29 protein-coding genes are annotated in these 26,747 nt (G+C 40.2%); 10 read left to right on the top strand and 19 right to left on the bottom strand.

The features are described 5' to 3' along the window. The first annotated feature begins 128 nt into the window (after positions 1-128). The 7 genes from celB (at position 129) to dapD (ending at position 6,562) form a co-directional block, all read left to right on the top strand. On the top strand, positions 129-1,400 hold the full coding sequence (gene celB, locus E6139_RS11615; RefSeq protein ID WP_316403233.1) for a PTS cellobiose transporter subunit IIC: 1,272 nt from the start codon (positions 129-131) through the stop codon (positions 1,398-1,400). A 102-nt stretch (positions 1,401-1,502) separates the two neighbouring features. Beyond that, positions 1,503-2,222 carry a GntR family transcriptional regulator gene (locus tag E6139_RS11610; RefSeq protein WP_316403232.1) on the top strand — a complete coding sequence of 240 codons (720 nt, stop codon included), beginning with the start codon at positions 1,503-1,505 and terminating at the stop codon, positions 2,220-2,222. A 287-nt stretch (positions 2,223-2,509) separates the two neighbouring features. Then, positions 2,510-3,145 (top strand): hypothetical protein, encoded by a 636-nt coding sequence (locus tag E6139_RS11605; protein ID WP_316403231.1) that lies wholly within the window; start codon positions 2,510-2,512, stop codon positions 3,143-3,145. A gap of 252 nt (positions 3,146-3,397) precedes the next feature. After that, entirely contained in the window at positions 3,398-3,730 is a 333-nt protein-coding gene (locus E6139_RS11600; RefSeq protein ID WP_316403230.1) for a DUF2568 domain-containing protein, read from the top strand. A gap of 141 nt (positions 3,731-3,871) precedes the next feature. After that, entirely contained in the window at positions 3,872-4,762 is an 891-nt protein-coding gene (gene dapA, locus E6139_RS11595; protein WP_316403229.1) for a 4-hydroxy-tetrahydrodipicolinate synthase, read from the top strand. After that, on the top strand, positions 4,759-5,514 hold the full coding sequence (dapB, locus tag E6139_RS11590) for a 4-hydroxy-tetrahydrodipicolinate reductase (RefSeq protein WP_316403228.1): 756 nt from the start codon (positions 4,759-4,761) through the stop codon (positions 5,512-5,514). Before dapA ends, dapB begins: the two co-directional genes overlap by 4 nt. A 346-nt stretch (positions 5,515-5,860) precedes the next feature. Then, positions 5,861-6,562 carry a 2,3,4,5-tetrahydropyridine-2,6-dicarboxylate N-acetyltransferase gene (dapD, locus tag E6139_RS11585; RefSeq protein ID WP_316403227.1) on the top strand — a complete coding sequence of 234 codons (702 nt, stop codon included), beginning with the start codon at positions 5,861-5,863 and terminating at the stop codon, positions 6,560-6,562. A 43-nt stretch (positions 6,563-6,605) separates the two neighbouring features. On the opposite strand, the gene E6139_RS11580 is transcribed toward dapD, so the two are convergent. Then, positions 6,606-6,806 (bottom strand): hypothetical protein, encoded by a 201-nt coding sequence (locus tag E6139_RS11580; RefSeq protein WP_316403226.1) that lies wholly within the window; start codon positions 6,804-6,806, stop codon positions 6,606-6,608. A 249-nt stretch (positions 6,807-7,055) separates the two neighbouring features. Here E6139_RS11580 and E6139_RS11575 point away from each other — a divergent pair, with 249 nt between their 5' ends. Then, complete coding sequence (locus E6139_RS11575) at positions 7,056-7,703, top strand: hypothetical protein (protein ID WP_316403225.1); 648 nt, start codon at positions 7,056-7,058, stop codon at positions 7,701-7,703. A 38-nt stretch (positions 7,704-7,741) separates the two neighbouring features. Here E6139_RS11575 and E6139_RS11570 read toward each other — a convergent pair whose 3' ends face one another. The 5 genes from E6139_RS11570 to E6139_RS11550 form a co-directional block, all read right to left on the bottom strand. Continuing rightward, a complete protein-coding gene (locus tag E6139_RS11570; protein WP_316403224.1) occupies positions 7,742-8,278 on the bottom strand; it encodes a TetR/AcrR family transcriptional regulator in 537 nt (178 codons plus the stop codon). Positions 8,279-8,326: 48 nt separating this feature from the next. Continuing rightward, entirely contained in the window at positions 8,327-9,013 is a 687-nt protein-coding gene (locus E6139_RS11565) for an ABC transporter ATP-binding protein (RefSeq protein WP_316403223.1), read from the bottom strand. A 13-nt stretch (positions 9,014-9,026) separates the two neighbouring features. After that, positions 9,027-10,088 carry an ABC transporter permease gene (locus tag E6139_RS11560; RefSeq protein WP_316403313.1) on the bottom strand — a complete coding sequence of 354 codons (1,062 nt, stop codon included), beginning with the start codon at positions 10,086-10,088 and terminating at the stop codon, positions 9,027-9,029. Positions 10,089-10,286: 198 nt separating this feature from the next. Next, positions 10,287-11,102 carry a type II CAAX endopeptidase family protein gene (locus E6139_RS11555; protein ID WP_316403222.1) on the bottom strand — a complete coding sequence of 272 codons (816 nt, stop codon included), beginning with the start codon at positions 11,100-11,102 and terminating at the stop codon, positions 10,287-10,289. Positions 11,103-11,170: 68 nt separating this feature from the next. After that, positions 11,171-11,968, bottom strand: coding sequence for a MerR family transcriptional regulator (locus E6139_RS11550; RefSeq protein WP_316403221.1), 798 nt, complete (start codon positions 11,966-11,968; stop codon positions 11,171-11,173). A 132-nt stretch (positions 11,969-12,100) separates the two neighbouring features. Between E6139_RS11550 and E6139_RS11545 the strand changes: the two genes are divergently transcribed. Then, a complete protein-coding gene (locus E6139_RS11545) occupies positions 12,101-12,697 on the top strand; it encodes a uracil-DNA glycosylase family protein (RefSeq protein WP_316403220.1) in 597 nt (198 codons plus the stop codon). Positions 12,698-12,791: 94 nt separating this feature from the next. Here the strand turns inward: E6139_RS11545 and E6139_RS11540 are convergent, their stop codons facing one another. Then, entirely contained in the window at positions 12,792-13,646 is an 855-nt protein-coding gene (locus E6139_RS11540) for an SDR family oxidoreductase (RefSeq protein WP_316403219.1), read from the bottom strand. Positions 13,647-13,675: 29 nt separating this feature from the next. Beyond that, positions 13,676-14,521, bottom strand: a complete 846-nt coding sequence (locus tag E6139_RS11535; protein WP_316403218.1) for an SDR family oxidoreductase — start codon at positions 14,519-14,521, stop codon at positions 13,676-13,678. Between the two features lie 105 nt (positions 14,522-14,626). Between E6139_RS11535 and E6139_RS11530 the strand changes: the two genes are divergently transcribed. Then, on the top strand, positions 14,627-15,094 hold the full coding sequence (locus E6139_RS11530; RefSeq protein ID WP_316403217.1) for an Rrf2 family transcriptional regulator: 468 nt from the start codon (positions 14,627-14,629) through the stop codon (positions 15,092-15,094). 49 nt (positions 15,095-15,143) lie between these two features. Here the strand turns inward: E6139_RS11530 and E6139_RS11525 are convergent, their stop codons facing one another. The 11 genes from E6139_RS11525 to queG all read right to left on the bottom strand — a co-directional run bounded on the left by E6139_RS11525 (position 15,144) and on the right by queG (position 26,503). Further along, positions 15,144-17,156, bottom strand: a complete 2,013-nt coding sequence (locus E6139_RS11525; protein WP_316403216.1) for a penicillin-binding transpeptidase domain-containing protein — start codon at positions 17,154-17,156, stop codon at positions 15,144-15,146. Positions 17,157-17,217: 61 nt separating this feature from the next. Continuing rightward, positions 17,218-18,975 (bottom strand): BlaR1 family beta-lactam sensor/signal transducer, encoded by a 1,758-nt coding sequence (locus E6139_RS11520; RefSeq protein ID WP_316403215.1) that lies wholly within the window; start codon positions 18,973-18,975, stop codon positions 17,218-17,220. Then, positions 18,976-19,350 (bottom strand): BlaI/MecI/CopY family transcriptional regulator, encoded by a 375-nt coding sequence (locus E6139_RS11515; RefSeq protein ID WP_316403214.1) that lies wholly within the window; start codon positions 19,348-19,350, stop codon positions 18,976-18,978. It abuts the gene before it with no gap. A gap of 155 nt (positions 19,351-19,505) precedes the next feature. Continuing rightward, complete coding sequence (locus E6139_RS11510; protein ID WP_316403213.1) at positions 19,506-20,297, bottom strand: class I SAM-dependent methyltransferase; 792 nt, start codon at positions 20,295-20,297, stop codon at positions 19,506-19,508. Then, a complete protein-coding gene (locus tag E6139_RS11505) occupies positions 20,294-20,767 on the bottom strand; it encodes a hypothetical protein (RefSeq protein WP_316403212.1) in 474 nt (157 codons plus the stop codon). The genes E6139_RS11510 and E6139_RS11505 overlap by 4 nt, the downstream gene beginning before the upstream one ends. A 99-nt stretch (positions 20,768-20,866) precedes the next feature. Next, positions 20,867-21,400, bottom strand: coding sequence for a folate family ECF transporter S component (locus E6139_RS11500; protein WP_316403211.1), 534 nt, complete (start codon positions 21,398-21,400; stop codon positions 20,867-20,869). Between the two features lie 15 nt (positions 21,401-21,415). Then, positions 21,416-22,279 (bottom strand): AraC family transcriptional regulator, encoded by an 864-nt coding sequence (locus E6139_RS11495; protein WP_316403210.1) that lies wholly within the window; start codon positions 22,277-22,279, stop codon positions 21,416-21,418. A gap of 137 nt (positions 22,280-22,416) precedes the next feature. After that, entirely contained in the window at positions 22,417-22,761 is a 345-nt protein-coding gene (locus E6139_RS11490) for a hypothetical protein (protein WP_316403209.1), read from the bottom strand. Between the two features lie 59 nt (positions 22,762-22,820). Continuing rightward, positions 22,821-24,011 carry a hypothetical protein gene (locus E6139_RS11485; RefSeq protein ID WP_316403208.1) on the bottom strand — a complete coding sequence of 397 codons (1,191 nt, stop codon included), beginning with the start codon at positions 24,009-24,011 and terminating at the stop codon, positions 22,821-22,823. 332 nt (positions 24,012-24,343) lie between these two features. Further along, positions 24,344-25,147 (bottom strand): Cof-type HAD-IIB family hydrolase, encoded by an 804-nt coding sequence (locus tag E6139_RS11480; RefSeq protein ID WP_316403207.1) that lies wholly within the window; start codon positions 25,145-25,147, stop codon positions 24,344-24,346. Between the two features lie 213 nt (positions 25,148-25,360). Continuing rightward, a complete protein-coding gene (queG, locus tag E6139_RS11475; RefSeq protein WP_316403206.1) occupies positions 25,361-26,503 on the bottom strand; it encodes a tRNA epoxyqueuosine(34) reductase QueG in 1,143 nt (380 codons plus the stop codon). Positions 26,504-26,747: the final 244 nt, after the last annotated feature.

Below are 26,747 nucleotides of genomic sequence, written 5' to 3'. Positions count from 1 at the left end.
TTCCCTCTCATCATAAACAATCGCAAAATAAAAATCAATCATTTTTAAATATATGACTAGACATACAAGAAAAATCATGATAAATTATAGCTGTAATCGATTACATAAAAAATTTAGAGGTGAATAAAATGAATGGGTTTATGGATAAACTGGCGGAAAAAATCATGCCCTTAGCGAATAAGCTAGGACAAAATCGTTACTTGACTGTACTTAGAGATGCATTCATGCTGTCATTTCCGCTGACCATGTTTGGTTCAATTGTTGTTGTTATTAATAATCTACCTTTTTTCAATGATGGTACCAAGGGTATGCTGACTGAGCTTTTTGGTAATGGTCAAAATGCTACGATGAGCATCATGTCTGTATTTGTTACCTTCGGGATTGGCTATTATTTATCTGAATCTTATGAAGTAGAAGGAATTTTTGGCGGGGCAGTTTCATTTGCGAGTTTTTTGATTTTAACACCTTTCGCGATGACACTGGAAAATGGTGAACAGATCAGCGGTATCCTGTCTTTAGACCGACTTGGTGCAAAAGGAATGTTTATTGGTATGCTGGCAGCCTTTCTGGCAGCAGAAATCTATTGTCGCGTGACTAAACGAGGTTGGCAAATCAAAATGCCTGACGGTGTTCCGCCAGCAGTGACAAAATCCTTTGCGGCTTTAATTCCCGCTGTTGTGACTTTGACTGTATTCCTGATTGTTAACGCCGTCATGACTGGTGTGTTCCACGCAAACCTGCACGATGTCATCTATGAAGTTATTCAAAAACCTTTGACTGGTCTTGGCAGCAGCTTGCCAGCCACATTATTAGCACTTTTCTTAGTTCAGTTTCTGTGGTTCTTCGGACTTCATGGACAAATCATTGTCAATTCAGTAATGGATCCGATTTGGAATACGCTGATGCTGGATAATTTAGAAGCTTATAAAGCCGGAGATGCTTTGCCGCACATTATTACGAAGCCATTCATGGAAACATTTACGGTTGGTTTAGGCGGATCTGGTATGACCTTGGCTGTCGTGATCATCATGGCCTTTATCTTGAAGAAAAAGCAATACCGCGATGTCGGTCGTTTAGCCTTGGCTCCCGGAATTTTTAATGTTAACGAGCCAGCTATCTTCGGGCTGCCGATCGTATTGAATGCGACAATCTTGATCCCTTGGGTTTTAGCACCATTAGTTGTCACTACTTTTAATTACTTAGTCATGGCTGCGGGTATTGTTCCTGCACCAACTGGTGTATCCGTTCCCTGGACAGTGCCCATCGTTGCCAGCGGTATCTTAGCGACGAACTCTTGGTTGGGCGGCGCATTACAAGTACTTGATTTCATTATTGTCGGTTTCATTTGGTACCCATTCTTACGCATACTTGATCGTCAACAAAGTTTTGACATTGAATAAATCAGCCAGGAAGTTAAGACAAACCATAAAAAGTTTGTCTTAACTTTTTTAGTCATTGTATAGACATATAAACTTAGATATAATCATATTGAGGTGATGACGTTGCCAAAATACGAAGAAATCGCAAATACCCTAAGGAATCGTATCAAAAGTGAAACTTATCCGCCCGGTTCTCTACTGCCAAAACAAATTGAGTTAGTCAAAGAATTCTCAGTCAGCCGCATGACTGTACAAAAAGCCTTAGAAATTTTGACATTAGAAGGGCTATTGTCTTCAAAAAAAGGCGTAGGAACGACCGTGCTGCACCACCCTTTTTTGACAAAAGATACCTCCTTCCTTTCTTACTATGAAGGACTAAGTACCGAGATGGAAAAAGCGAATAGAAAACTGGAGAGTCAGGTGATCGAATTCAATGTCGAGTTCCCTGATGAATCGATTCAAGAGAAGCTGCACATTTCTGAAGAGGAGCCGGTCTATAAAATCATCCGACTTAGAGTGCTAGATGATCAGCCATTTATCCTTGAACATACTTATATGCCGATTCAAGCAGTACCAAATCTAAAAAAAGAAATCATTGAATCCTCCATCTACCAATATATAAAAAATGAGCTTGGCATCAAAATCACAGGAGCTTACCGGACGATTCGCGCAGATAAAAGCTCAGAATACGATCAAAAATACCTCGATTGTGCCATTGATGATCCTGTGTTGGAGATTCGACAAATCGCCTATCAGCAGAATGGCGATCCGATCGAATATTCACGCAGTCGCAATCGTTTCGACGTGCGGGATTATTCCTTCCTAGATATGAAAGGAAATTAAGATAGAAGAATATTTAAAATTTATAATCAAAAAGCGAACGCCCTTATTACTCTCAAATTGAAAGTAATAGAGGCATTCGCTTTTTTACTCATCAGTAGAAATGGAAAACAAATATAAGGAAATGATAAAGATTTATGATAAATAATGATTACGGAAAGAAGCGAATGACTTAAACAAAAAGACTACCTGAATTTCACATCAACCACAAATAGCAGGTTTCATAATTTTGATGCTTTTTCCATTACTACTTGATAAACTGATTAAAAAAGGAATATGGAGGACAAATATTGGAAAATGAAAAAAAGATTATGCCGATCGATTTTCTGTGGTTGGCACTATATGCTTTTGCAGGGTTTAGTTTGGAGTTGATACTTGGGATGGTCACGGGTGGACTGAGTTTGGCGTTGAATGCCGCAATAACAGCGATTTTATGGTCCAGTGTTTCGCTTATCTTAGTCCATTACGCCAAGAACCGTTTCAATTTCGATGTTTTCAGTAATTCTAGCCGGCTTGATAAAAATAAGCTGCTGCCAATCATTGGACTAGTAATTGCTGTAATTGTGGTCTCTACAATAGGTTTTGGCGGGTTCAAACCTGTAGTCGAATTCTATGGAGAGCTAAATAAAAGTGTCGCTGCATTATTCTTTCGTACACTTTACTATTTTGCCGAATGCAGTTTGATTGTGTTAGTTATCGCTTTCGGTCAGAAATTTTTTGAAGCTCAATTTGGCTTATCTGAAAATTTCCCTAGCGGCGGTTTATTGCTGGCAATTACTTGGGGTCTGATTCATTTTCTGCTGCAGGGATTCAGTGGAGGACTGTATACGATTTTCTTCTCATTGGTTGCTGGATGCTTGTTTATTCTTTGTAAAAAAGATATCCGTTGGACTTATTTCTTTGTGGTGATTGCCTTTATCCTATAAAGCTTGATGAATGTAACAGCTTCAGTTGCTCAAAATAAAATCTTTACTTCACGTTTAAGTGATTGTTCTCACTTCGATTACCATCGGGGTGAGTCTTTTTTTTAATATAAGGAGTCATAAAGAGCCATTCTATTTAAACTAAGCCTGCTATAAATAGTCATTATTTTTCAATTGGGAAATCTTTTTGGGTAATTGTAGTTAGGCTGTCGACTCTGCTATAGAATAGAAGAAAACATTTTGGAGGTAACTGATTTGGCTGGTATTGTTTTGGGCATTCGCTTTTTACTTGAAGTTGCAACTGTTGGGGGACTAGTCAGCGGTCTGTTTATCAAAAAGGAGCTTTATCAAAAAATACTTTTCTCTGTTCTAGCATTGATTCTAGCTTTAGTCTGGGCAAAATATGGGGCTCCAAAATCCCCTTCTGTTCTGACTGGTAATGCAAAATTGATTTTAGAGCTTGTGGTTTATTCCCTGGGTACTCTCGGCTATTTCTACCTCTTTGGTGCTAAAATTGGAATGACATATCTTATGATTGCTAGTCTCGACTTATGGTTGATGTATCAATTAAACTTACAAGGACATTAAGCGTCCTTGTTTTTTTGACTATTATCGATTAAAAATTTCATGAGATTTTCGTTGGCATGCACTCATAATTAAGATATAATTCTACTATTAAAGACCTTTTTACAAAGTCTTTGAAAAAAAATGAAAAAGGAGTTGTTTCCCTTGAGAATATTTGAAGGATCTGGTGTTGCTTTAGTTACACCCATGAAAGCCGATGGTGCAGTTGATTACAAGAAGTTAGAGGAGCTTGTGGAATGGCAAATCAGCGAAGGAACCGATGCAATAATCGCTTGCGGAACTACCGGTGAAGCTTCTACCTTGGCTAACGACGAACATATTGCTGTGATCGAGACAGTCGTTAAAAAGGTTAACGGCCGAATCCCGGTCATTGCCGGCACTGGTGTAAACGACACACAGCATGCCATCGAATTATCGACAGGTGCAGAGAGAGTTGGCGCCGACGCCCTATTGATCGTGACTCCTTATTATAATAAAGCCTCAGACGAAGGCCTGTTTTTACATTACCAAAAAATTGCCCAAAGCGTGAACTTACCGATTATCTTATACTCAGTTGCTTCACGTACCAATATGAATATTACTCCCCAAATGGTGAAACGATTAGGCGAAATTCCTAATGTGGTGGCGATCAAGGAAGCTAGCGGAAATATTTCGCAAATTGCCGATATCGCTCGCCTAATGCCAGATGACTTCACAATCTATTCTGGGAATGATGATCAAGTATTGCCGATCATGGCACTTGGCGGAAAAGGTTCTATCTCGACGATTGCCAACATCGCCCCTCGGCAAACGCACGAATTGACCCAAGCCTTGTTAGATGGTGATTTTTCAAAAGCAAAGGAACTTCAATTGGCTCAGATTCCATTGATTCATGCGATTTTCTGTGAAGTGAACCCTATCCCAGTCAAAACCGGTGTAGGTCTGCTTGGAAAGATCGAACCAAACTTCCGTCTCCCTCTTTCTGCAGCAAAAGCCGAAACAGTCGAAGGTTTGAAAAAAGAAATGGCGGCTTACGGTTTGGAGGTTGTTAAATGATTAACGTTATCTTGAATGGCGCCAATGGTCGTATGGGTCAGGTACTACAAGCAATGATCGCCCAGCAGCCTGAGATGCAAGTTGTAGCGGGAATCGATCGCGAAGCTTTTGAAGCAGACTTCCCCACTTATCAATCGATGACGGATTGTCAAGTAGACGCTGATGTGGTGATTGATTTTTCTCACTACTCAGCTGTGCCAGCAGTTTTAGAATATTGTGCTGAAAAAAAAGTTCCCGTCGTTGTAGCTACGACAGGCTTGACTGATGAAGTGAAGGAACAAATTGCGAAAACCGCTGAACAAACAGCCGTCTTCTTCTCAGCCAATATGTCTTTGGGAATCAATCTACTAGCAAAAGCGATACGTGAAATCACACCAGTTTTAGAAGAAGAATTTAATATTGAGATCGTTGAAAAGCATCACAATCAAAAGAAAGATTCGCCCAGCGGAACTGCTCTGCTGTTAGCGGATGCCGTTAATGATGCGGTTGAAGAAAAGAAAACCTACATCTATGGCCGTCATGGCAACGATTTGGAGAATCCTTTATCAGAATTAGGTATTCACGCCGTTCGCGGGGGAACGATCCCTGGTGAACATACCGTGATTTATGCTGGACCTGACGAGGTGATTGAGTTGAATCATTTGGCTTTATCACGTAATATCTTTGCTAGCGGAGCCGTTAAAGCTGCAAAATATATTAGTGATAAAACCACTGGTTTGTATGATATGGAAAAATTGATTGATGAAAGTTAAACCTAAATAGCAGATAGGATGTCAGTCCAACTTTTTGCAGGTTTTCTTGAATTTGCGATAAGACATTCACCTTATATCGAATATCATTTCGAGACGTTTAGTTGGATGATATGCGTGACGAAAATCAGATTTATTTTTTTCGGGTTTTGAAAAAATAATTACCTTAGTATGAGATAGGATGTCAGTCCAACTTTTGCAGGCTTTCTTGAATTTTCGACAAGACATTCACCTTATATCGAATATCGGTCCGAGACGTTTAGTTGGATGATATGCGTGACGAAAATCAGATTTATTTTTTCGAGTTTTGAAAAAATAATTACTTTAGTATGAGATAGGAGTAGATTCAATGACTTTAACCGATCCTTATGAAATTGCAAAATTTATCAAAAATGCCGAAAAAATGACACCTGTTAAAGCCTATGTTCAAGGCGACTTAGCGGGAATCACCAAGGAAAAGGTTCAATTTTTCGGACAAGAACAGACTTGGATCTTGATTGGTGAAAGTCAAGCAGTACAGGAAGTACTAAATGAGCAGCAAGCAAAAATCACGGATGTTCATGTTGAGAATGATCGCAGAAACTCGGCGATTCCGATGTTGGATATCTCAAGTGTCAATGCCCGTATCGAACCAGGTGCATTGATTCGCGATCGCGTGGAGATCGGCGATAAGGCGGTCATCATGATGGGAGCAATCATCAATATCGGGGCATCGATTGGGGAAAGTACTATGATCGACATGGGGGCCATTTTAGGAGCGCGGGCAACGGTTGGAAAACATGCCCACATCGGTGCTGGTGCTGTGTTAGCTGGCGTCCTTGAGCCGCCTAGTGCCTCGCCTGTTATTGTAGAGGACAATGTTTTAATCGGTGCCAACGCGGTCGTTTTAGAAGGTGTCCGAATTGGAAAAGACGCTGTTGTCGCTGCTGGCGCTGTTGTAACAAAGGATGTTCCTGCCGGAGCGGTTGTTGCTGGAACCCCAGCCAAGATCATCAAAATGAAAAATGAGATTGATCCAAGCAAAACTGAGTTCTTGGATGATCTAAGATAAGTCAAAGACCGCTAAATTTCACGATTTAGCGGTCTTTATTGTTTTAATTTTTCGGTTCGATCCTTTCAATGAGTCTGCTGATACCCTCTATCGTAAGAAAAGCGATTACTGTTAGTACCCCCAAAATAAGTATTGCATTGATGAAAAAGCTCTTAACTATAATTACATACTGGCTGATAATGATTGCTACAAAGGTCAATCCACCCATGACAAGCCCTCTTTGAATTTCCGTCATTCTATTCAACAAGAATTCACCTCTTCTAAAAAATCATTTTAAAGAATCGTTCACTGAAAATTATACGCGATAAAATCGCCAGATTGTATCCCTATTTCTTTACTACTTGATAAAAAAATAGCGTCAAGCAAAAAATTACAGACTGTTATTCTAATCAAATAACCTCTTTTATCTTATTTTTACTGCTTTTTTTACGAAGTATGCTATAATACTATCGGATTGGAACAATTCTTAAAAGAAAGCGACTGAATTATACTCGTGAATTTAAAAAGTATCAAAAAATCAATCAAAAACCGCAACAAACAAATCAGCAAAACGTTTGCTCAAGTAGAAGCAACTTTAGCTGACCACATCCACAGTGATGTAAAAATCTATTTTGACAAAGTGAACACGCATCAGATTCATCTTGACGAAAAAACACCGGACGGCAAAACGCGTCATATTCAAAGCGCGGAGCATGATCATTCATTTAAAGAATTGGTCGAGTCACATATTAAAAAGCCTCAAACAAACACGTTGAACCAGTTGACCAACAGCATTTACAACTTGTGGTCTGAAAGCTTCAAGACAGCAGCTCCTGCTGTTGAAAGCGATGAAACAGATAAAGCTGCTGAACTTCTTGCCCAAGATATCATGGCGGATGTTGTCAAAGAACCAGCAACTGACGGCGTGACAGTGGAGCAAGCAGAGGCATTGAATCAAGCATTAAAATCAAAAGCGAACTACTCCGCTGAATGGTCAGATGTTGACAAGGCCATCGAAGTTTTCTACAACCCGCCTAAAAAAGACCGTCAATTGTTAGCGACAGTCGCAGCGGATCAAACGATTACTTATACAGATGCGCTAAATACCAAACGTGTCATGAAAAAAGAACTGCCCGACATGATTGCAGCAGTCTTAGCATAAACAGAAATCCCACCGTCAAATCTGACGATGGGATTTTTTTATTGCAATACACCGTGAAAAAATAACTCTATGGCTTGTTTTAAATTTTCCTCTCTTACCTCTGCCGGCGAATCCAAATAAGCCGAAATCAGGATAAACAATTGTCGGACAGCAAACTCTGGATCAACAGAAGTACGAATCTGAGATTCCCTCTCAAATAAATCGAGAAACGGTCGTTTGTAGGAGTCTTGCCAAAGAGTAAATAATTTTCTTGCTGTCTCTGGATTTAGCGTGTGCTGAATGTCATGCATCATCATGAATAAACTAAATGGATGCCGTTTCTGTAAATAAAACGCCATTGATATGATTTTTTCTTCAAAACTGTTCTCTTTTGCGGACAGTTCGGATAGATTTTTACCGACCTCATTTGCCAGCCGCTGCATCACTTGATAATAGATTTCTTCTTTATTTTTGAAATGATAGTAAATGTTTGGTTGTGTGATTTCAAGAATCTTTGCGATCTGCCGAGTAGATGTGTCATTGTAGCCTTGCTTCATGAATAATTCTTCGGCAACATCCAAAATTTCTTCATACATCGAATCGCCTCATTTTTTTCTTTGATACAACCATTATACGCGATAAGTCTACTCAGAATCTTCTGAAATGTTTTTCTCCGTCAACTTTCCATCTTTCATTTCCAATATTCGGTCACAATATTTCACTAAACGCGTGTCGTGGGTCACCATGATTGTTGCCTTATTTTTTTCTTTCGTTTCTTTCGCCAAAATTTTCACGACCTCATAAGCCTTCTCCGAATCCAAACTAGCTGTCGGCTCATCCGCCAAAATAATCGTTGGATCATGATACAACGCTCGGGCAATCGCGACACGCTGCCGTTCCCCACCAGAAAGCTCTTCGGGATACTTATTTTCTAAGCTGGCGATATCCAACTGTTTAAATAATTTTTCCGCGACTTCTGAGTTGTCATTTTTGCTGATTTTATCGACCAATTTCAATTGTTTCTTGACTGTTAAAAACGGCACTAGGTTCGACGCTTGCAAAATAAAGCCGATTTCTTTAAAGCGTAATTTCGCTCGTTCCTTTTCTTTCTTCTCGCTGAAGTCTTCATCATTAATCAACACTTCCCCTTCTGAGGGAGACTGCAGACCGCCAGCAATCGTCAGAAAGGTGCTTTTCCCTGAGCCGGAAGGACCGATGATCGCCACGAATTCTCCTTTTTCCACCGAAAAGTTTGTCTCCTTTAAGGCTTCGATGGTTGAATCACCATCTTTAAATGTTTTTTCTACTTGTTTAAATTCTATCGCACTCATGTGTCTTCCTCCTTTATCCGATTGCCTTCAATGGGTCGATCTTCACAATAGTTCGTACTGAGAAGAAAGCTCCGATCAACGCGACTAGAATCATTAATAAGCTGATTCCGCCGAAGAAAAGCATGTTGACTTGGAATGGGACGGCATCAGGCAAGACCAACGCGGTTCCTAATGTCGCTGCTAATCCAATCACAACTCCAACAGTTGCCAATAAGAATGTCTGCGCGATTACAGAATTAGAAATGTAACGACTAGAAATCCCTTGCGCCTTCATGACACCAAAAATCTCTGCTTTTTGCATCGTCAATACATAAATGAATATACCGATAACGATCGCAGCAATCACGATCAAGAAGCCGATCATAAAGCCGAAGGTCAGGACTTGTGCACTATAGCCAGGCAAATCATTGATAAAGTCCTTGATACTCGTCTCATCTAAATCATCTGGAATAGACTGCACTTGGCCTCTTGTGATAATCGCGTTGATTCGAGTATTTTCAGTTTTTCCTTGCGTTTCAAAGCGAATCTCCTGATAGGCGCCGATGGTTGTATACAGGACTGGTGCCACATTGAATTTCGCATTGTCGGTAAATCCGACGATCTTCAGTGTTTTATCATTTCCCGCCATTTTGACCGTTTCATCGATCTTTAAATCATACTCATCTTTCAGTGAGCTGTCCGCCACCGCTTCATTGTCGGAAGAAAACATTTTTCCGCTAGTAAGTTTCGGCGCTAAAAATTGATCCCTATCAATCCCAAAAAAACTGACATCAATTTTTTCTCCGCTATCGCCTTTTATGACACCGGCTGTCTGAGCAAGGTAGGCTTTTTCATCCGCCTTTACATCATCAAAGGTTTTCAGCGGGATCATCGACATATTTAGATTATTATTCGCTTCCTCTGTCAGCAGAATATTATCCGCATCCCATTTGTCTACCGCCGTTCGATTGTCCTGCGCCAGCCCGTACGCCAGTCCAGTCAAAAAGAACACCAGATAGGCAATCAAAAACATGACACCCATCACTAGCGTGTAACGCAGCTTGGAATGCTTGATTTCATTAATCGCTAAAAAAATAAAAAAGACCTCCACTTATCACTTGATAAAATTAACGTAACACGATTAATTTTTGAAGGAAAATAATTTGCTTGTAGAGAATCGAAGTAAAAGGGTATAATTCTTCGTTCAATTTTATCCAAACAAAAAGAAACCGAACGATCATTTTCCTATCGATTTTGATAGTAAATGAACGTTCGACTGGTCTATTTTTATCTTCTATTTTGAATTTTTACTTGAAACAGACAACATTTTTGATTGTTCTAGTAAAGTTTTACGGTAAAGAGTAATACCACAAATAATTGCTGCTATCAGGCACAAACTGGCATTAACCTTCAGCAACATTAACAACTCACCCTTTTGCAGACCCAGAAAGTAATTACTGAAAAAATGGAAAATCATCGGGATAAGTAAATTTGCATTCCATTTATAGAGCAGCGTCATAATGATCGATTGCGCGATACACCAAAGTGTAAAAAATAAAATATATTGCACTAGATTCATGCCGCTATAGCCCGACATCAACCACAGTGGAAAATGCCAACCTGACCAAACGAGACCTAAAATGATAGATGCTACTAATGGTGTATGTTTCTTTTGCAGTTCTTCCAATAAAAAGCCGCGCCAGCCAAGTTCCTCCCCTATCGGACCTCGAATCACATGGCTCAATGCCGCAGTTAGCAGAAAGCTCGGTGATAAAATAAGCAACGCCTGAATTGGCTGGTTTACCAAGCTCGAAATAATCACAAGAGAACCAATCAAAAGAAGTAAATGGATTCCTACTACCGCAGCTACTACCCTTGCTCGCAATGGCGCAGAAAAATTTCCCTTAATGAATCCTTTTAAATTTGCCTGTGGCCGAAGCTTTTTCCAAAAGATTACTACTACTATGGTTGGTGTCCACGAAGAAATGATCTGTAAAATGTTGGAGGGTTGTTTACTTCCAGTTACGAACATCAATCCCCCCATTAAAAGAATGAAGCCCCAGAAAATCAAGTATGTGTATCCAATAAATATTTTTGCTGATTTTGTCATATAAATTTCACCTCTATTTATCTTTCTGGCTTCAGTATAGAGGCGGGGGTAACCCCCGGGTCAAGCGGCTATTTTACTGGAATAAATACTTCTAAAATGGCCTGCTCTTTTTTACCATGATAAGTAATCATTTTTGTTTGTACAAAGGCTTGTCCTAATGGCGTCAAATTCTTTTCTTGTGCCCAGTTGATCGTCTTTTCAAACATTCGCTGAGGCGTTTTATCGTCTCCCTCATCAGCTAAATTATCAGTCACAAAGGCACTGATACATCGAGCTGAATTCAAATAGTCTTTGCCTTCCTGCAGTCGATTATCAGTAACTTCCTTGACGATCAACATTCGGGAATGGGTAAGCCCAGTTTCATCAAAATCAAAACAACGAATCATCGATGAAAGAATATCCTGCTCTTTAGAACAATGATCTAAAATCCGATGATATTCCTCAAACGACGCAAACTCACTAAACGTTCCGACGACCTCATAAAGTGGCATTCGTGTTAAAACGATCTCCTCGCCCTGACCGTTCAACCGCTGATGAAAAGTATCTAAATGGTTTATCCGATCAAGCGTATCCGAGTAATGCTGAATCTTTTCTTCCAGCTCTGATCTTTTTTGCTGCATCAAGTTCGAAAAATCAGTGTCATCAAAATTATCCTGCAAACCTTTGAGCTCATTTATCGTAAACCCGTGCTTACGATAAAAATCGATCGTCAGTAAACGGTAAATATCCGCAAAACGAAACTGCCGATAATTATTGTAACGATCCTTTTCTGGTTGAATCAACCCTTTTTGTTCATAATGCCGTAACGTGTCTCGAGTCATACCCGTAATTGACAATAGATCATTGGTCAAATATTTTTCTTCCATTCCCCCGCTCCCCTCAATGTACTATTCATCATTATAGCCTAAAATTTTAAAAAAAAGTGGTCATCACTGATGTAAACTAGACGTAGCATGTCAAGATATGTAGTGTACACTAAAGTCATAGGAGGTCAGAAAATGAATATAAAAAAGACAATCGAAGAGTATGTAGGAGTAGACGAACATATCCGTCTGAATGATATTGATATCGATCCAGAATCAATCAGGGCGATCTTGATCAATGAAGTCGTGCCGCCTTATCCCGAAAATGATTTCTACGGTGCTGAAGATGCTGCCTACATGGAAACCACGATTCCGCTCTTTCAAAAAGCCGGTATCGATGTGACGAATGTTCAAGAAATCTTAGCTCATGGTATTTATATCACCAATGCAGTCAAAACACCCAAAACGGAATCTGCAGTTGAAAAGGAGAGCATTGAACGCAGCCTGCCCTATTTAGAAAAAGAATTGGCGCTTTTCCCAAATGTACAAGTAATCATGCTGATGGGAGATGTCGCAAAAAAATGCTTCAACCGCATTACAAAGAAGGCTACTAAGAAAAATGCAGTTCCAGCAGTCTCTACCTATAAATTGCGGAAAAGTGAACTCTTTTATGACGGCATTCGTATCATGCCTTCTTATATTATGACTGGTAAAAATATCCTGATTGAGAAATCTAAAGTCCAGATGGCTTCTGAAGACCTTGCGACCACGTTTGAGATTATTTCGAAATAATCAATCTAAAACTCATAACTTTCTTGAAAAAAAAGACGACTATTCCGCTTTTGAATTAGTCGTTCCTTTTTTTCAAGAATAAATTTTATTAACCTTAATAACTCTTTCGCAAAAACGTCTCCATATCAGTCGGGGCATGACCGGTAATTTTTTCAAAGTCAGTTGAAATATCACCTAACAGTCCCAACGCGCCACCTTGATACATAGAAGCCAGCTCATTTCCATCGCCGTCCCCTTGATAAATCTTCGCAAATTCTTCCAAGCTGACCGGTTGATAACCAATCTCTTTGCCAGTAACTTCACTCATAACCTTACTCAGTTCAACCATGGAATAGTTTTTCTCTTGGCTCAATAAGTAAGTTTGCCCATTGTCTCTAAGGTCAGGCCGAACCACCAAGTGTGCAATTGCTTCTGCACTGTCAGCTAAAGAGATAAAGGACAGTTTCTTTTCTCCAATCGGATAAATGATATTTTTTCGCTCGATCAATTCTGGTAAATATGGGACTAAGGGATCAGCATACAACGAATTTTTGACTATCGTATATTCCAATCCTGATCCTGCCAACCGTCTTGGCACATAACCATAATAAGGAGCCATCACAAATGGATTGTTTTCTTGATCTGCAAAAAAGCTAACGAAAATAATCTTTTTTACCTTAGCGTTTTTCATGGCAGTCAATGTATTTTCCAACTCTTCTACCCGCTGAAGGACATCATAGGTTTTACTGGGAACATAGATTAATAAATCCACCTTCTTCAATGCTTCAGTCATACTGGCAACATCAGAATAATCTCCAGCTCGCACGGCAATCTTTTGCTCATTTAAATTTTGAGCCTTCGCTGGCGTGTGTACCAATGCAATGATCTCTTTTTTATCTACCAAGCTGGTTAACTCATTCACGATTCGGCTCCCTAGATGTCCTGTAGCCCCCGTCACTGCATAGTTCATTTAATCACTCCTCTTTCATGTTAATCAGTTTAGGCTAAAAGTTCTTTAAATCCCTCTTCCAAACTGAGTAGTGTTCGTCCCAAGGCCTTTTCGAAATCATCGGAAACAACATCCAGTTGACCATCCTTAATATCAGATTGGAAGGATAGGAACATTTCTGCAATTGGTTGCGGCAACCCATTAACTGTTAGATTTTCAATGAATCCCTGATTATCTGAACTCACAACCTCGATTTCCATGCCAGTTGCTGTTTTCAAGGCCGCCGCTAAAGCCTCATAGCTCACTGGTTTTCCAGATAGCTCAAGAATAGCTGGAAAATCTTTTCCTTGCAGGGCTTTTGCGGCAACTTCCGCATATTCGCGTTTCAGCGCCCAACCTGTTTTCCCCTGACCGGCTGCATAAACAAACTTACCACCATTCAAGGCTGCATCAACAATCGGCATTTCATTTTCCAAATACCAATTATTTCGTAAAAAGGTATGGGCAATTCCTGTTTTCTCAATAAGTTTCTCAGTAAAGATGTGATCTGCTGCCAAAGGACTAGTTGCTTTATCTGCTCTCGCAAAACTAGTGTAGGCGATGTAAGAGACGCCTGCTTCTTTGGCTGCTTCAACTACATTGGCATGTTCTTCTTGTCGGTTGCCAGGAGTTCCTGACACAAATAATAATCGATCAATACCTTGTAGAGCCTTTTCCATCGACTTCTTATCCGCATAATCACCAATACGCAGATTTATTCCAGCTTCCTTTAATGCGGCGTTTTTTTCTTCACTGCGAACCAAGGCATAAATATCAGAGGTTGGCACACTCTCCTTCAAGAAATCTAATGCATAATTACCAAATCTACCAGTTGCCCCTGTTACTAAATACTTCATACAAGTCACTCCTTAATTTAAGCTGTACATTTATAATTTACACCTATTATCATAAGTAGTATGATAAGATATGTCAAGAAAGAAATTTTGAAGGGATCAATTACTATGAAATATTCGCTGCAATTTAGTGATGCCATCCATATCCTTACTTATATCGAAATCTATAAAAATACTGATTTACTCTCAAGTGAGATGATCGCAAAAAGTGTGGAAACAAATCCGGCAAACATTCGAAAAATTATGAGTCAACTGAAAAAAGCTGGCCTAATCATTACACAAGTTGGCAAACCTAATCCTACTCTTGCCAAGTCACCAGAAGCAATCACTTTGCTAGATGTCTATAAAAGCATTGAAGGAAATACAAATCTGATCCAAATTGATCCAAAAACCGATCCCAATTGTATTGTGGGAGCCAATATCCAAGCTGTACTGAACGAAAAATATGATGCTTTACAGAAAAAAGTGGAAGAAGAAATGAAGGAAATCACCTTAGATACGTTGATCCATCAGATTGCAAAACTGGAGCTCCAAAAGAGGCCTGAAAATAAGGCTTTTCTTGAAAGCTTTATTTAAGAACAAAGTGCGCTTCCTAATAAAAAAGGAAACGCACTTTTTATAATTATTAATGAACATTCTCACTCAGATACTGCAATAATTCTGGTACCATCCCTACAGCAGATTTATCATCTGGTCGATCTTCTAAAAATTGAAGGACAGCGAAATTTTGATTTTGGGCATCAAAGGCGTAAAGAAAGCTATTTTGTTGACCTCGTTCGTCTTGCTTCTCCTTGATCTCCGCTGTTCCTGTTTTTGCCATCAATGGAATGCCTAACGTTTGCAGACTATGGGCCGTGCCATTGGGATCCTCTACGACTGCTTGCATATCTTGATTTATTTGTGCGATAGTTTCAGGAGAAACAACATCCTTTTTACTTTTTTCTTTTTGTGACATCAAGAGTTTAGGATAGATCAGCGTTCCATTATTGGGAAAAACTGAATAAGTCGTTATTTGCTGAATCGGATTCAGCAGCAGCTGTCCTTGTCCATAGCCAGTATCTGCTAAAAGGATCTCTGAATTAAAGTTTTTTTCTGCTGATACTTGCGCAGGATTCATCTCGATTGGCAAATCCAATTTCTCACCAAAAATGAATTTATTCAGGCCTTGACGAAAGGTTTTCTCCCCCATTTTTAGTGTTTCTTTAGCCATATAAATATTATCCGAATAAATCATCGCGGTTTTCAAATCGACTGGTGATACATCGGATACCCTTGTCACCCGATACCCGCCCCACGAAGCATCCTTTTGCCATTTCAAACCATTGATATCAATCACTTGGTTCGGATCAAGTGTCCCGGAATCCAAGCCAATAGCGGCGGTTACCAATTTGAAGGTTGAACCAGGAGCATAGCCATTGGAATATCTGGCTAAAAAAGGTAACGCTTTGTCTTTCGAAAGTTTATCATATTCTTTTTGACTAATGCCGTAAGTAAATTGATTAGGGTCAAAGCTGGGAGAACTCGCAATCGCCAGCAGATTTCCTGTTTTCGGTTCACTCACGACACTTGAGCCTTGCTCATTATTCAACGATTTATAAGCTAGGTATTGGGCCTGAACATCAATCGTTAAGTGAATATCTTTCCCGTTTACAACATCAACTTGCTGGAGAATCTCTTTTTCCTTCCCTTCGGAATTCGTTATGGCAATATATCCACCGTTTTTTCCCCGTAATTCTTTGTCATAGACTCTTTCTAGACCAGCCCGACCGATGACACTGCCTTCTGCTAATTCTTTATTCTTCTTCATATCCTCAGCAGATACTGCTCCAATATAGCCAATTAGATGGGCCGCAGCTTCCCCGATCGGATAGGTTCTTCCTGTATCTGTTCTCACATCCAATCCTTCAGGGGCTTCAAAATTTTCTGGAACCTTCGTTTCGGTCTTTAATGGAACAAAATAATCTTCCTTGACCCACGCTTGGTCTAGTGCAGCAGTTATTTCTTTCTTGGACAGTTTGAGAGCTTCGGCAATCTTCTTTATTTTTTCCTCCTTATCTGCGCCATTTCCTAAGTCTTTAGGAACAATTCCAAATTTGACTATTTTGCCGTTAATCGCCAGCCCGCGCCCCTTATGGTCCAAAATCTCGCCCCTTGTTGCCGGAAGGTATTGATAACGGACCTTGTCCTTTTGCTTCATATCTGAAAAAATCAAATTAGGTGCCCACTCAATCAAGCTGTTTCCTTTTGTGAGTGTTCCTTGATATTTTTGCTTTAAAGGTTCACCCAAACTGGTATGAAGAATCAAGGTATAGTTAAATTGATTCCCCTTCACGGAAAGATCATTCATCTTGATATCATGAACTCCGATTCCGCCATAGATATTTTGATATTTTTCCTTTACCTGCTTCTCCGAAAAATTCGTAGACTTCAATGATTCTTGAGACAGATAAGCTAATGAGTCGTCATATTTCCCTTTTGAAAGTTGACTCACAAAAGACTTGAGCGTTTCCTCGCCCTTTCTTTCCAGCCGTAATTCGTTTAAATGACGAAAACTAAAAAATGACAAACAGCCGAGAATCACCAGCCCAATTAAAATAAATTTTCCTCTTCCCTTTTTCTGTGTTTCGCTTCGTTTCATTTTATTTTCTGCCTCCCAAATACTACAAATGTAGTTTTTATATCAAATAAGAAACCGGAAATCAAACTATTTCCAGGTCTCTTAAAATTGCTAATGTTTTTTGTGCTGCTGCCGATCCTGTTGCACCTTCGCCTTGCAGGTGGCAAGCAAAATAATAATCGCCTTTGTTTGTTTCCAATGAGCCAATGAACCAGCCCGTGCTTGCTGATACGCTGTTACCTGTACCAGTCTTTCCGTATAAGGAATATTCCGGCTGTTCTTGTAGACGTATCGACTGCTTTACGAAGGCCGTATCTTCCGCTGAAAACTGTAACTCGCCCTTGGACAATTTTTTAAGTAACTCAACCTGTTCAAAGGGGGAAATCTTTAGCGACGATTCCAGCCAATAATCATCGAGTCCGCCTAACAGGTTCATATTCCCGTAATGGATCGACTGAAATTTCTCCTTCAGCTTTGCTTTTCCCAGTTCAGAATCAAGCTGCTGAAAATACCAGTTGGTCGAGTTCGTCAGTGCCATTTGCAGATTTTGATCTTTGTTCCAGCTTTTGACCGGATACTTTGTTCCATTCCAAGCTTTCACATTATCACCTTGATCGATCTTCTTTTCATCTAGTGCAAACAGCGCGCTCCAAATCTTATACGTACTATCTGGCGAATAGCGCGTATGACCACCTGCCTGATTATAGGTTAAATACCGCGCGCCAGCTTCATCATAAATAACCAGCGAATTGTCATCATTCTTGTCGAATAGCGGATCGGACTTTTGCTCAATCGTCGCATTTAGATTAGAAAGCTGATCTTTTTCTTCCGTACGTGCTTGCGGTACCAACAAAAAGAGTCCAGCTACAAGTATGCTGATCAAGCCAAATCTTATTGCCAGCTTCTTGGTTGGTGAATGCTTAAAGCTGCTGATGAGTTCAATCCGCTGTTTCAGTTCACTGCGTTTATCGGAAAATCCTAGTAGATACGAATTTCCATTCTGATCAGCGCAGTCTAATAATGTCGAGCCATAAAAGAAGATGTCCTCATCATCAAGTAAACGCATTACAGCTTGATCACAAGAAATTTCGCGATCATTCTTCGCCTGCTTCATCATTAGATAACTGATCGGATTGAACCAGTTTACGATTGATATCCCCATCAAAAGATAATTTTGCAGCGCATCTTTTCTTTTCTGATGGACTAGCTCGTGCAGCAGTATGAAACACAATTGCTCTTCTGCTGCATGTTCAATAAAGCGGCTCGGCAGAATAATCCGCGGATGAAAAACACCGAAAGTCGCGGGACTACTGATTTCTTCACTTTGTAAAAGGCTCATTCCTTTTCTATGATAGTGCACTCGTCTTTGTGCCCTCTCCAACTGAACATACGACTGACCATTTACCACTATTTCAGCTTTTTGGATCATCCGCCGAAATTGACTGTAAGAGTACAATGAACGAATCAGAACGATCGCAGTCCCAACTGCCCAGACAACAAATAAACTAACCAACAATTTCTCCAAAAAAGCATTCGCCGGCAGGGCGTTGTTGTTCATCCAGCCAGAAGATGACGTTTCGACCATTCCTCGAACATGATCCAACTGAATTGAATCAGGAACTTCTTTATTGGAAACAACATCCTGCAGACGGTAATAAATCAACTCTCGAAATTGAGTAATCAGTTGATTTGGAATAAAGAAGAGCACGCCCAATCCTGCCAGATTCCAATATCTTCCTTGATAAAGAGGTGAAAGATGCCGCTTCAGCAGTTTTCGAATAAAAAACAATAGAAGTAAGAATAGATTAAAGGACGCGATATTTAAAAGAAAATGAGTCATCTATTTTCTCCTTTTATTTAGCAATTCTCGCAATTCATCGATTTCTTTTTCATCAAGCGATTCATCTTCAACAAAATTGGATACAAAATCACTCACCTTGCCACCGAAAAATTTACTGATAAATTTTTGACTTTCCTGCTTTACAAAGTATTCTCTGGGAATAAGGGCGTGATAAACATACACCCGACCTGACTTGGAGTGAGCCACGACGCCTTTTTGTTCTAGACGCACGAGTAATGTCCGAATCGTGTTCGGGCTCCAATCTTCTTCCTTTTCGAAAGCTCGGATGATTTCCTTTGAATCAACATTCTCTCTTTTCCAGACATATTCCATGATTTTTAGTTCGGCATCAGTGATCTTGATTTCATTTTCCATGGTTTACCTCCCTTTGAAACTACAACTGTAGTTTAATAGATTAAAGCAGGTTTGTCTACTATAGGAATTTTTATTAGGCACAATAGTTTATCAAATTCTCTCCATAATATTAGCCAATATTCGAATGAAACCAACACCTCAATCACTTTACCTTGTTATTTTGAATTTCTGAAAATCTGCATCGTCACGTAATGCTTAACCTTAAATTCTTCTGGATAGTTTGCCAGCATGGCAAGATGCTCCTTCTCAAAAGCCTGTACCTCAACAGGACTCAGAGAAGCTTCAACACCGCGGCAGGCCTTGATTCGACCATTCCACGACTCGCGGGTAAATGCCAGATTAACCTCAAAGCCGATATTTTGCACCACTTCCAAGCTGCTTTTTTCCACCCATTCTGGAATCGGAGCCAATTCGCGCTTCATTCCTCCGCCTGACCAATTGGGGCTATATTTCAGCACGAGTGCCTCCGTCTCAGCCGCCAGCTTATCTTCAAAAGGCAGCCAAGCCAAAAATAAAATCGCTAGCTTTCCTCCAGTTATGATGACCCGCTCTAATTTCGGAATCAAAATCAATGGATCAAAGTACATAAAGCATTGGCAGGCCGTCACTACATCCATGCTGTTTTCAGGAAAGTCTATTCCCTCAGATGGCGTCGAAAAATATGTGATATCCATATTTTCCTGTGTCGATAACCTTATGGCTTGTTCAATTTGCTCCGGCGATACATCGACACCAGTAAATTTCGCCCCATGTTGATAAAGATTCCGCGGTAAAACGCCCGTCCCCGTTCCTAAATCTAGTACATTTTGACCACGAGTTCCTATCTCTAACTCGATTAATTTTTCATAAAATTCCGTCGGGTAAATATCCCGGTATTTCGCGTAGTTCTCCGAAGCTCGTCCCCAATCAAACGCTTCACCTGCATCAATGTCATCCCGTGAAATCATTCCTTGTCCTCCTCTAAAAAATCGTCCCCTTCCAACTCAAAATCACTCACCTTTTTCTTCCGGAATTTCACTAAAATTATGATCGAAAGCACCAACAAGCAGACCTTCGTCACAGGAATACTTCCCATCGCGTAGAGAATCACGTTTTGTGCGAATACAGAGCTCGCATTTCCAAGCAGGCCAACAATCGGGAGGACCAAGGCGAGAATTTCAATGATATAAAAAGCCAAGCAAAGAAGCACCAACCTTCGTTTCACCGGATAATCCTTATTCAAGCGCAGGCAAATAATTTCGCAAACAAATCCGACAATATGCAGAAATCCAATAAAAAATGGCAATCCGCCAAATAATGTCAGCATGAACGCGCCTCTCGATGCAACTGTAAAAACACCGATCGTCATCAACAGTATGAAGCTGATGATCGCATAAAAAATCGTGTAGATCGCCGTGATTTTCGTGAAATTTCTCATAGCAGCCTCCTTGTCTTTAAAAAAAAAGCCCGTTCTTATAAAATAAGTATACGATAAATTCAAGGGACAGCCTATAGTCCGAAAAAGTATAAATCGCTGCTACACCTTCTCCGAAGTGATATTCCCTGCTTCTCGCTTAACCAATGGAATCAAACGATAGATAATCATATTGATCACAAGAATTTTCACAGGAATCATCACCGCTATCTGAAGTGTTCGCGTAAACAAGATCGCAAGATAGCCTTTGCCAGTCATCACATATACCCAAAAAGTGCTCAAGCCCAGACTGATCACAACACTGGTAATGCTGCATGCTAGGACGATTCGCCCCAAATTCTTGGGCTTTCGATATAAAATCAGCCCATAGACAAGGCCAGTTAACATCGCTGAAAACGTATAACCAGGAAAATAAGTTCCCAAGCCCTGCGGCAGCATCAACGAACCAATGATATCCGCCAATCCTGAACTAACCGCTGCCGAGATTGGTCCAAATAAAATAGCAGTGATAACCAATGGTACAAAGGAAAAATTGATGGAAACGATCGGCGTCATGATCCCCATTCTTCCCAAAATTACTTCTAACGCGATCAATAGTGCGATACTGGTTAATTTTTTTGTCTTCAGATTGTTCATCTAACTCCTCCATCTTTACTTGATTGCGATCCAAAACTCACATTTTGAGCAAAATTCATTGGCATGTTTCGCCACCTCTACGGCTGGGTAGACTTTCATTTCTGCTATTTGCGCCACTTCATAATCAGTAAAAGGCAGCCACTCGGTGAAAAAGCGTTTGTTGGCCTCTTCATAAGTAAGCAGCTGTTTGCCAAAATAGGTAAAGACCGCCCACTTCGAAGCCGGCAGTACGAGCTCTTGCAGCTGATCCGGTTTCGCTTTATTGGTTTCGACGGCTAAATAATATATAGGTTTCTTCGGTGTATTTTCACATACCAATCCGCAAATACTAGCACCTGGTTTAGTATTAAGCGCCAAAATTTCCTGTAACGATCCATTCTTAGCGCAAGCTTTCCAGAACGCACCATAATGTGCCTCATATTGAGCAATGTCATTCGGCAAGGATATCGATGTACTAACAAACCGCATCGCCGCTCTTTCTTCGATCCGATATTTAAGCCCTTCAGTTCCGCTGACAGTAATGGAAAAATGGATCGCCGGATAAGAGTTCAACTCTACCCCTGAGGATCTAGCGGCAGATGGCGAGACCCCATGGACACTTTGGAACGCTCGGTGAAAAGAAGCAGGTGAAATATAGCCATACTTTGCTCCAATATCTTGGATTTTTAACGAACAATCCTGTAAATCAAAAGCCGCCAAGGTCATCCTTCGTTGTCGGATATATTCTGACAACGTCAATCCCGTCACATAGGTAAACATCCGCTGAAAATAATTCTTCGAGCAGCAGGCAATCTCCGCCGCTGCTTCATAAGAAATCTCATCCGTCAGATGATCCTCAATATAATCAATCGCCTTTGAAAAACGCTTCAACCATTCCATCTATTATTGTCACCCACTCTTTTTCTATTTGTCCATCATAGCATGACACCTCCGCCAATTTTTCACTTTCCATGTCCAATAATGTGAAAAGCACCTGTGAGTTGAGCTCACAGGTGCAAAGTAACTATTATCAATTTTTAAATTCGCCGACTAATCTGAAGAACAGATACTTTCTTGCGTATATCCTCTAAAACTTCATCGCCAAAAATACTTGAAGGAACCATGACATGTTTCTTAACCTTTTCAAGATCAATCACATGTCGATGCTGCTCAGGAATCAAATAGATCGTATCATCATCAAATTTTTTGATGTTGTCCAAGAAATTCGATTTGACTAAGTAGCCATTACCGAAACATTCCTGCATTCTATTGATTGGTTTCTTATACTGAGAAATGACAAACATCCGGCTTCCCGAACTGCTCACGATTGTGGAAGGCAAAATAAACACTACTTTTTGTTTTGAGTTTTCTGTTTTATCCATCATTTATTCTCCTTTTGATTATCCCTATCAATATTAAGCATCTTTCAATTAAATTTTACTTATTCATTCAATTTATCTTCAAAATACTTATCACAAATCTTAGTAACTGTAGCATTATCGTATTCATCATTAATCAAATAATTCAGCATCAACTCGTCCACTGCTGTTGAGTTCTCGAAACTAGCCAGCTTTTCAAAATAACTCACGCGAATGTCTTTATAGTCATAGCGTTTCATTAATGGATAAAAATCAATTAACCGAGATTCTTCAAAAACATGGCAGTAAGACAGCAAATAATCCATCTCACCCTCCTGAAGTAAAATCTTCTCATTTAATACTTTAGCAATAAAATCACGTAACTGTGCATGGGACTGAAGCTCCTTCGCCTCTATCAGATGAATGATCAAACAATAATCATCAATATTCGGAATATTTTTTGTTCTCGACTGAAGCAATTCAGAAGCGCTTACTTCTAGTGGACGCCATTTTGATTTTGGGGTCCCCTTCTCAAGTGGTTCAATTACCAAGCATTCAAGCGCTTCCCCTCTTTCAAAAGCCACCGTTGCTTTATGATGCCCATCTAGTAATACTCCTAAAAAGCCAGTGTACGCTATGAGTAATCCTCTGCCTAAATAACTCTTTTGACGATACTGTTGGATGGTTTCCTCAGTTAAATTGTCAGTGGATTGAGTCGGTAGAATATACGCTGTATGACTATCAACACATACGGGGGCATTGTCCATATATTGATAATAAGTATCGACGGAAGCCTTGACTTCTTGACCATTAGTGAAATCGCTAAAAATTCCGTTTTGTCCATAAGTCGGAAATATTTTCTTCAAAGAAATACGATATGTGCCCGATTCCAGAAGTTGGAAAATCATTTCATTGACCCTAAGAATTTCTTTGAACTCGGATTTTTCCTGCCCCATTACCATTCGATACTCTTCCATTTTTTCTACTACTTCTAAATGGTTGAATTCTGGATGATAGCGGCGAATGATCTTTTCACAGGTAGGACAGCCATAAAACTCATGGGAAGCCGTGTATAAGACCGCCTCTTTATACACAAAAGCTAGATTAGAGTCGTATTCATCTCCATTATTCGCAGCAGCTATGTACTCCTTTTTGAGCTTTCCTAAACCAGATGACACGGTCATAAAAGTACTAGTTAAATCTATATCGTCGATCCCTTGAACCTGTTTTCTGTCTTCTTCAAAATACCTAATCTTGGTTTTTCTGAAAAACATTTTATCCCTCATTTTAATCTGCGCATCAGGCAATACTCGAAATCTTTGTCGTCCTTCATTTGTTTCCTATTACTACACTTTTCACTTAGTTCAATTATAGTACATTTTTTTATTTATGAGCTGTGCTTAATCAGAAATTTCAGTAGATAGTCACTAATAATATTTTTTTGATTACTAGACTCCCTGATAAAAACTATCATTCATTCGGCGTTTAGTTCTAGCTCATTTTAGTACATGCCTTCAAAGTAAAAAAAGAGACGCCAATACAATCAGCGATCTCATAAATAATCATTCAGTTTTAACTTGATTTTACTACTTATCACAAACTTGTCCTACAAAACCGGCAGTTGATCTTCTCCTATCAAGCCATTTGCTAGACAATAGTGATAGATACCCTCGTCTGCTACGTGTCCGATGATTTCATCAGCGATTTCTTTTAACTCTTCGGATGCATTGTCCATCGCTAAACCCCAGCCTACTGCTTCTAGCATCTCAATGTCATTATTGCCATCGCCGAATGCAATCGCTTGAGATTTATCAAAACCATAATACTCCAGCATTTGTCTGATCCCAGTTCCTTTACCGCTGCTAGTTGGAATAATGTCTACCGCGCGATCCCACCAAGCGGTAATCTTTGAATCAGTTGTCTGCTTCATTACTTCTGCGTACTCTTCCTTGCGAGCGCTAAGCATTAATTGAAAGATTTCCTCATTCTGTATGGTCGCATCAAAGTCCCCTGACACAATCACCGGTTGATGAGCGAAAGCAAAATACTCAGCTAAATCTGCATCGGTGCCGTTCGTAATGGTCTTGTTGCTTGTAGCGATCGCTACCGGTCGGCTCAACACCTTTGCATTTTCGACAATACGTTCCACATCTTTCTGAGGGATTGGATTTTTATAGATACTCTCCTCTTGGTTAAAACAATAAGACCCATTAAAGGTCAAAAAAGCGTCGAATGTCAGGTTATCAAACTGAGGCAAGGCGATCGGGCTTCTACCTGTCGCAATGCAAAGAATAATTCCCTGCTCTTTAAGCGCTCTCAAAGTTGCCAGCATCTTCTCTGAAATTTGTTTTTTCTCCATATCAATCAACGTACCATCTACATCAAAAAAAATAATCTTTACATCATTCATTATGCTCCACCTTCTCCTACTTACAATTCTGTGCATTTCATGTTCGATCTTCACTTTTCACTCATTTTCCCATAGACGATTGGTTTTTTCTGCTAAAAATGCGTATTTATTACTAATCTTTAATTTCTGTGACTTCGTTTTTTTGCATTATTGTCGGGAATACCTCTAAAAAAAGACCGAACACATTGATCCTCGTGTTCGATCCGTTTTTACTCACCCAAGCCGATCCAGGACATTTGCTATCTCGGTCAGGACCTCTTGGTCGGTTTCAGTTCTTTCTAATTCTTGCAATAGCTTAATTGTTTCATCCGGTGCTTTCTTTGTCAGCTGGCCCAAAGCCCAGACAGCGGTACCGCGAATGACTGGACGCTGGTCCTGTAAACAGGCTTGAATTTCTGGCAGTGCTTCTTTGCCACCGAGGTTAGCTAAGGCGATCAACGCATTGCGTTGCAGCGGTTTTTTTCCACGCCAGGAGCCGGCCAAATGACCGAACTGTTCTTTGAATTCGCGATTTGAGATGGATAGCAGCGGCGCCAGTTTAGGCTGGACTTCATCGACTTTTGGCTCCATCTCTTCATGAAAATGGAAATCTTTGCCGCGATTATACGGGCAGACGAGCTGGCAAATATCGCAGCCATAGATCACATTACGCATTTTTTTCCGATATTGCTCCGGCATCATACCCTTGGTTTGTGTTTGATAAGAGAGACATTTTTTCGCATTCATGCGTCCGTCTCCCAATAAGGCTCCGGTTGGACAGCCGGTAATGCAACGTGTGCAATCACCGCAGCCGTTTGGGACGGGCTGATCTGGCTCAAACTGGATATTTGTGATGATTTCGCCAAGATACACGAAGGAGCCGTATTCCTCCGTAATCAGCAATCCATTACGGCCAATAAAACCCAAACCTGCCCGTTGCGCGACTGCGGTATCTACCAGCTCACCAGTATCGACCTGCGGTGCAAAGCGCCACTCAGCTTGAACTTGTTCCGATTCAGCCTGCTCTTTAATAAAGGCGATCAGCTTTTTCAGCCGTTCTTCCAAAATGAAATGATAGTCCATTCCCCACGAAGCTCGCGCAAATTGCCCACGTTTTTCATCGCGAGGAACTTTTTCGTGGATTTTGGTGGGATACGCCAAAGCAATCGCGATGATACTTTTGGGATCTTCAAAGGTTTCTTCTGGATACAGCCGTTCTTTGATATTTTGGTGTTCAAAACCAGAAGTATGACCCAGCGAGCGCTGTTCAATCAATGATTCTTCCATATAATCGAAAGGCTCGGCGGTTGTAAAACCAATTTTATCGATCCCTAGCTGCTTGCTTTCAGCGATGATCCGTTCTTTTAAGGTTTGCATAGTTCCACTCCTAGTTCGTATTAAGGAATTCATTTTTTTAAAACCAAAAAAATGAGTCAGATTCTCTCCACGTATGTCATTCTACTAAACCTGCTAAAGCAGGAAGTAGAACTGAGATCCTAGTTCGTATTAAGGATTTCATTTTTTTTAAATTAAAAAAATGAGTCAGATTCTCTCCACGCATGTCATTCTACTAAACCTGCTAAAGCAGGTAGTAGAACTGAGATCCTAGTTCCTATTAAGG

Source organism: Enterococcus sp., from assembly GCF_032555305.1.
GTDB lineage: Bacteria > Bacillota > Bacilli > Lactobacillales > Enterococcaceae > Enterococcus_A.
The sequence above is the reverse complement of the archived record's forward strand: the minus strand, read 5'-3'. Positions and strand labels throughout refer to the sequence as shown.

Bases quoted from the DNA above. Each gene is read 5' to 3' on its own strand.
- celB (WP_316403233.1), top strand. From the start codon at position 129: ATGAATGGGTTTATGGATAAACTGGCGGAAAAAATCATGCCCTTAGCG.
- dapB (WP_316403228.1), top strand. From the start codon at position 4,759: ATGATTAACGTTATCTTGAATGGCGCCAATGGTCGTATGGGTCAGGTA.
- dapD (WP_316403227.1), top strand. From the start codon at position 5,861: ATGACTTTAACCGATCCTTATGAAATTGCAAAATTTATCAAAAATGCC.
- E6139_RS11570 (WP_316403224.1), bottom strand. From the start codon at position 8,278: ATGTATGAAGAAATTTTGGATGTTGCCGAAGAATTATTCATGAAGCAA.
- E6139_RS11565 (WP_316403223.1), bottom strand. From the start codon at position 9,013: ATGAGTGCGATAGAATTTAAACAAGTAGAAAAAACATTTAAAGATGGT.
- E6139_RS11555 (WP_316403222.1), bottom strand. From the start codon at position 11,102: ATGACAAAATCAGCAAAAATATTTATTGGATACACATACTTGATTTTC.
- E6139_RS11550 (WP_316403221.1), bottom strand. From the start codon at position 11,968: ATGGAAGAAAAATATTTGACCAATGATCTATTGTCAATTACGGGTATG.
- E6139_RS11545 (WP_316403220.1), top strand. From the start codon at position 12,101: ATGAATATAAAAAAGACAATCGAAGAGTATGTAGGAGTAGACGAACAT.
- E6139_RS11540 (WP_316403219.1), bottom strand. From the start codon at position 13,646: ATGAACTATGCAGTGACGGGGGCTACAGGACATCTAGGGAGCCGAATC.
- E6139_RS11535 (WP_316403218.1), bottom strand. From the start codon at position 14,521: ATGAAGTATTTAGTAACAGGGGCAACTGGTAGATTTGGTAATTATGCA.
- E6139_RS11530 (WP_316403217.1), top strand. From the start codon at position 14,627: ATGAAATATTCGCTGCAATTTAGTGATGCCATCCATATCCTTACTTAT.
- E6139_RS11525 (WP_316403216.1), bottom strand. From the start codon at position 17,156: ATGAAACGAAGCGAAACACAGAAAAAGGGAAGAGGAAAATTTATTTTA.
- E6139_RS11520 (WP_316403215.1), bottom strand. From the start codon at position 18,975: ATGACTCATTTTCTTTTAAATATCGCGTCCTTTAATCTATTCTTACTT.
- E6139_RS11515 (WP_316403214.1), bottom strand. From the start codon at position 19,350: ATGGAAAATGAAATCAAGATCACTGATGCCGAACTAAAAATCATGGAA.
- E6139_RS11510 (WP_316403213.1), bottom strand. From the start codon at position 20,297: ATGATTTCACGGGATGACATTGATGCAGGTGAAGCGTTTGATTGGGGA.
- E6139_RS11505 (WP_316403212.1), bottom strand. From the start codon at position 20,767: ATGAGAAATTTCACGAAAATCACGGCGATCTACACGATTTTTTATGCG.
- E6139_RS11500 (WP_316403211.1), bottom strand. From the start codon at position 21,400: ATGAACAATCTGAAGACAAAAAAATTAACCAGTATCGCACTATTGATC.
- E6139_RS11495 (WP_316403210.1), bottom strand. From the start codon at position 22,279: ATGGAATGGTTGAAGCGTTTTTCAAAGGCGATTGATTATATTGAGGAT.
- E6139_RS11490 (WP_316403209.1), bottom strand. From the start codon at position 22,761: ATGGATAAAACAGAAAACTCAAAACAAAAAGTAGTGTTTATTTTGCCT.
- E6139_RS11485 (WP_316403208.1), bottom strand. From the start codon at position 24,011: ATGTTTTTCAGAAAAACCAAGATTAGGTATTTTGAAGAAGACAGAAAA.
- E6139_RS11480 (WP_316403207.1), bottom strand. From the start codon at position 25,147: ATGAATGATGTAAAGATTATTTTTTTTGATGTAGATGGTACGTTGATT.
- queG (WP_316403206.1), bottom strand. From the start codon at position 26,503: ATGCAAACCTTAAAAGAACGGATCATCGCTGAAAGCAAGCAGCTAGGG.